Source organism: Massilia sp. P2_C2 (assembly GCF_056404615.1).
Genome location: NZ_JBFUDR010000368.1, coordinates 1 through 5,315 on the forward strand (window position 1 = coordinate 1; position 5,315 = coordinate 5,315).

Annotated in this window: 5 protein-coding genes; 4 read left to right on the plus strand and 1 reads right to left on the minus strand. The window is 67.0% G+C overall.

Annotated elements, in window-relative coordinates; all coding sequences use genetic code 11:
- From AC1DYX_RS27200 to AC1DYX_RS27210, 3 genes are all read left to right on the plus strand, one after another.
- Positions 1 to 2,620: TonB-dependent receptor (locus AC1DYX_RS27200; RefSeq protein WP_477264701.1), on the plus strand; the 2,620-nt coding region annotated here is incomplete at its 5' end.
- A 77-nt stretch (positions 2,621 to 2,697) separates the two neighbouring features.
- Entirely contained in the window at positions 2,698 to 2,946 is a 249-nt protein-coding gene (locus AC1DYX_RS27205; RefSeq protein ID WP_477264703.1) for a hypothetical protein, read from the plus strand.
- 17 nt (positions 2,947 to 2,963) lie between these two features.
- Entirely contained in the window at positions 2,964 to 3,350 is a 387-nt protein-coding gene (locus tag AC1DYX_RS27210) for a glyoxalase superfamily protein (RefSeq protein ID WP_477264705.1), read from the plus strand.
- Here the strand turns inward: AC1DYX_RS27210 and AC1DYX_RS27215 are convergent.
- A complete protein-coding gene (locus tag AC1DYX_RS27215) occupies positions 3,347 to 4,576 on the minus strand; it encodes a glycosyltransferase family 9 protein (RefSeq protein ID WP_477264707.1) in 1,230 nt (409 codons plus the stop codon). The genes AC1DYX_RS27210 and AC1DYX_RS27215 overlap by 4 nt on opposite strands.
- A gap of 216 nt (positions 4,577 to 4,792) precedes the next feature.
- On the opposite strand from AC1DYX_RS27215, the gene AC1DYX_RS27220 reads away from it, so the two are divergent.
- Positions 4,793 to 5,315 (plus strand): PhzF family phenazine biosynthesis protein (locus tag AC1DYX_RS27220; RefSeq protein ID WP_477264709.1); only part of this gene is annotated, 523 nt, incomplete at its 3' end.

The following is a 5,315-nucleotide window of genomic DNA, read 5'->3' on the forward strand; positions in this document are numbered from 1 at the left end:
CGTGCGCATCAACGGGATCGAAGGCGTGGCCGCGACGGGTGCGTCGGACATCAACGGCAGCACCAATCGCGGCCGCGGCTTCGACTTTTCCGTGTTCGCGTCGGAGCTGTTCAACAGCCTGGAAGTGCGCAAGACCTCCGAGGCGGACGTCGAGGAAGGCTCGCTCGGCGCCACCGTCGACCTGCGCACGGCGCGCCCGTTCGACTTCAAGGGCCGCACGTTCAGCCTCGGCGGCCAGGCGATGCACAATTCCCTCTCAAGGAAGACGCAGCCGCGCGTGACGGCGCTGCTGTCGGACCGCTGGGACACGGGCTACGGCAAGGTGGGCGCCCTGCTGTCCGCCGCGTATTCGAAGCGGCGCGCGACGGAGGAAGGCTACGAGGCCGTGGAGCTGCTCAGCGCCAGCGCGGATGGCGGCTTCTGCTCGCCCGTGGGCGTGAACCCGCAGAATCCGGGCAATGACGCGGTCAAGGGCATCACGGCCACGACCTGCGGCACCGGCATGCCGCGCACGACGGACCCGACGGCGTACAACGACGTCATGGGACGCAACGACAACTACGGCGGCACGGTCGCGAATCCGGCCGCCGGCTCGGGCGCGTTCGCCCCGCGCATCCCGCGCTACCGCCGTTCGCAGACGGACTACGAGCGCACCGGCGTCACCAACAGCTACCAGTGGCGCAACGCGGACAGCGAGCTGAATCTTGACCTCATGGTTGGCAAGTTCGAGAACAAGCGCTACGACAACTACATCGAGGCGATCTCGTTCGGCCGCAACCTGGGTTCGAACGGCAAGCCGCAGACCTCCATCCTCGACGCGCATTTCGACCAGAACGGCAGCTGGGACTACGGCAGGTTCAACGGCGTCGACGTGCGCACGGAGGGCCTGCTGGACGTGTACACGACGACGTTCCGCCAGCACGTGCTGTCCGGCAGTCACCGCTTCAGCGACACCGTGAAGGCCGACTTCATGGCCGGTAACTCGAACTCGAACCTGAACGAGCCGATGCGCGCCACCGTGCAGTTCGACGCGCCGAACGTGAACGGCTTCTCGTGGGACTTCCGCAACAACCGCAACGTGCCCGCGCTGAACTTCGGCATCGACATCGCCAACCCGGCCAGCTTCCAGTTCGCGCCGCAGGATGCCGCCGGCAATGTGCGCGGCATGTTCGTCGGCCGCTACCTGGACACGACGAACAAGCTGCAGACGCAGGCCGCCAACGTTCACTGGGAACTGAATGACCACCTGACGGGACACTTCGGCATCTCGAGCCGCAAGAACATCTGGACCAACTACGAGATCGGCAACAGCGCCAACGCCGTCGCGCTGCCGGCCGGCGTGACGATGGCCGACATCTCGCGCCAGATCGGCGACTTCGGCTCGGGCCTGGGCGGCACGGGCGTGCCGTCGTCGTGGGCCGCCGTGGACCTGAACAAATTCCGCGGCGTCGTCAACACGGAATGCCATTGCGACGCCGTGCCGGGCTCGCAGTACAACTACCTCGCCCAGACCAACCGCCGGGTGGAGGAAAAGATCGATGCGCTGTACGGCATGGTCGACTTCAACTACGACCTGCTGGGCATCGCGTGGCGCGGCAACGTGGGCGTGCGCGGGGCCGAGACGACGGCCACCTCCACGGCGCTCATCAACGTGCAGGGCCAGTTGCAGCCGAATACCGGCGTCAAGAAGTACCGCGACTGGCTGCCCGCGCTGAACCTGACCGCGCAGCTGCCGAAGGACGTGTTCCTGCGCTTCTCGGCCGGCAAGACGCTGTCGCGCCCCGAGTACACGGACCTCGCCCCGAACGCGACCGTGTCGCCGATTGCGCAATCGGTCTCGATCGGCAACCCGAACCTGGACCCGATCCGCGCCAACACCTACGACCTGCAGGCCGAATGGTATTACGCGAAGAATGCGATGATCTCGCTCGGGCACTTCCGCAAGGACATCAAGAGCTTCATCCAGACCGTCAACGAGCGCGTGCCGTACAACACGCTGGGCCTGCCGAACGAACTCCTGATCCTGAACGGCTGTTCGCTGACGGGTGCCCCGATCTGCCAGACCCTGCCGACGACGGAAGTCAACGTGAGCCGCAAGGTCAACACGGCCGGCGGACCGCTGAAAGGCTGGGAATTCAACCTGCAGGCGCCGTTCAGCTTCCTGCCCGGCTTCTGGAGCAATTTCGGCCTGCTCGCGAACGCCACCCGCGTGAAGTCGCGCATCACCTACATCACGCGCGTGGACAACCCCGCCACGCCGGCCAACGAACAGCTGACGCAGGTGGCCGACTTCACGGGCCTGTCGCCGCGCACGCACAACCTCACCCTGTACTACGAGGATGCGAAGTTCAGCGCGCGGGTGTCGGCGGCGCACCGCTCCAGCTACATCTACGCCGTGCTGGGCGACGTGGCCGGCCACGACTTCACGATGGTGGACGGCTCGACGAACATCGACATGAGCCTGTCGTACAACATCACGCCGCAGCTGCGGGTCTCGCTGGAAGGGCAGAACCTGAACGACACGCCGCTGCGCTACGGCCGCGACACGCAGCGCAACGACACGCTGCTGTACGTACACTCGGGCCGGTCGTTCGTGCTGGGGCTGAACTACAAGTATTGACGGCCGTGAGAAAGTGCGAATTTTCGCGCATGGGGATCTGATATGCTCTTCCGCTCGTTCACGATCCCGCCCGCGCCATGGCCTTCATCACCCGCAATCCGCGTCACGACCAAACCAGCTTCTTCGCGCGCAACACACGTTTCATTATCCCGGCATGCTGGCTGCTGGCTGCCGCGTTGCGCCTGGTGGACGCCGTGCGCACCGACGCGACGGGCGACTGGCTGGCCGCGGCGGGCTTCGCCGGCATCGCCATCTTCGACTATGTGTGTTTCCGGCAGCTCCACCTGAAGCGCCTGAAAGACGCCCGCCAGGACGGCGCCGGCTGACCCGGCAAGGAGAACCCATGTACACCCTGTCCCGCGTCACCCCGATCCTGCGCATCTTCGACGAAGCGAAAGCGCGCGAATTCTATGTCGACTTCCTCGGCTTCAAGGTCGACTGGGAGCACCGCTTCGAGGGGAACTTCCCCATCTACATGCAGGTGTCGCTCGGCGATTGCGTGCTGCACCTCTCCGAGCACTATGGCGACGGCAGTCCGGGCGCATCGATCCGTATCGCCGTCACGAACCTCGACGCCTACCGCGACATGCTGCTCGCCAGGAAATTCAAGTATTCACGCCCCGGCATCCAGACCATGCCCTGGGGGACGCGCGAGATGACGATCCGCGACCCGTCGCACAATCGCCTGTCGTTCGAGGAGCCGATCGCGCCGGAGAACACCGCAGGCTAACGCGGGGACGGCGGGTGCACGTCGTCCGCATACTGCGCGTCGAGCACGGCGAGAACGTCGTCGACGCCGATCCGCGTGACCCAGTCCTCCATGTGGGGCACCATGAGCACGGTGCTGCGCGCCCGGTCGATCGGCGCCCATTCCGGATGATTGCGGCGCATCAGCGCGACGACGGGCACGCCGACCGCGTTCGCCAGGTGCATCACGGCCGTCTCCACCGAGATTACGAGCGCGCACATGCGCATGACGGCGGGCAGCTGGAAGAAATGCTCGTCGGCGCTGAACAGGCGCACGTGCGCAAGCAGCGGATCGGCGCGCCGATCGAACATGCGCCGCGCGTCGTCCAGGGCTTCCGGCACGACGTTGACGACGATGCCGGCATCCCGCCACGCGCCACGCCCGCGCAGCCCCCGGGCCAGTGCCGCGACGTGTTCCAGCGGCCAGGTGCGGTCCGGGGATTTCGAATACGCGTTCACGAACACGACGGGCCGGCCGACGGCGAATCCCCAGTGCGCGAATTGCGCGTGCGCCGCGCGCACCCAGCGCTCGGGCACGTCCAGGCGCGGCAGGCGGCTTGCCGGCGGTACGTCGACCCCGAAGCAGCGCGCGAACCAGCCCGCATAGATGTCGCTGATGTGCTGCCGGGCGCAGTCGGCCGGCGTGTACATCGGCAGCCGTCCATCCAGCTTGCGATAGCCGGCCCAGCGCGACGGCATGTGCAGCACCCGTTCGGCCGGTTTCGTGATGCCCACGACGAAGCCGCGCGGGCTGATGCGGCGCGCCAGCCGCGCGTAGCGGTGGCAATCGACGACGGCAAGCGACGCGACGACCGGGTAGTCCATGACGCGCGCTTCCTCGACCGACAGGGCGAACGTGTCGGGGCTGTACGTGCTGTCGTAGACCTTGTCGATCCACGGGCAGGCGGCCAGCCAGTCGTACAACGCATACTTGCGCAGGTGCGGCCAGGCCGCGGGATCGGCCGTGCGGCGGCGCTCGTCGACCCACAGGTGGATCCGCACATGCGGGTACGCGCGGGCGAAGGCGCGCAGGCCCGCCTGCAGGTAGGTGAAGTCGCCGATGGCGAGGTGCGTGACGAACAGGATGCGCTGCGCCCCTGCGAGCAGCCCCGGCGGAATCAGCGGGACGGCGTGGGCCGGCCCGGCGGCGTGGGCCGGCACCGGGACCGAATCCGTAGCGGAATGCGCGCGCGCTGTAATCACTATCATCCTTTCGTTGTCAATATAGCGACATTATGCACAGTATGATACCCATCATGGTTGATCGAAACATATGTTTGCGGCTTCTTAACACGGATTTACGGCGGTACAGTCTGGTCTCAACCGCCGATACAGTACCGCTCGGAAACCGCAAAGTGTGACTGTCGGCACCGCTCCACGCGTGCGTAGAATCGTCTATCCCATCGCCCGCCCCACGGAGACCTCATGCCGCGCCACCCTTTCCAGACCGTAGACGTCTTCACCGCCACCCCGTTCCTGGGCAACCCCGTCGCCGTCGTCCTGGACGCGGACGGGCTGACGACCGCGCAGATGCAGCGGATCGCCAACTGGACCAACCTGTCCGAAACGACGTTCGTGCTGCGCCCGACCCGGGCCGGCGCCGACTACCGCGTGCGCATCTTCACGCCGGCCGCCGAGCTGCCGTTCGCCGGCCATCCGACGATCGGTACCGCGCATGCGCTGCTGGAAGCGGGATTGACCGCCGCGCGCGACGGCGTCCTCGTGCAGGAGTGCGCGGCGGGCCTGGTCCGGCTCGACGTCCGCCACGCGGACGACGGCGTCCGCTGGCTGTCATTCGAGCTCCCGCCGGCGACGATCACGCCGCTGGATGCCGCGCAGGCCACCGAACTGGCGGCGATCCTCGGCACCACGCCGGTAGCCGTCGCCCCGCCCTGCGTCGTCGACACCGGCACGCGCTGGGTCGTCGCGCAGCTGCCCGATGCAGCGC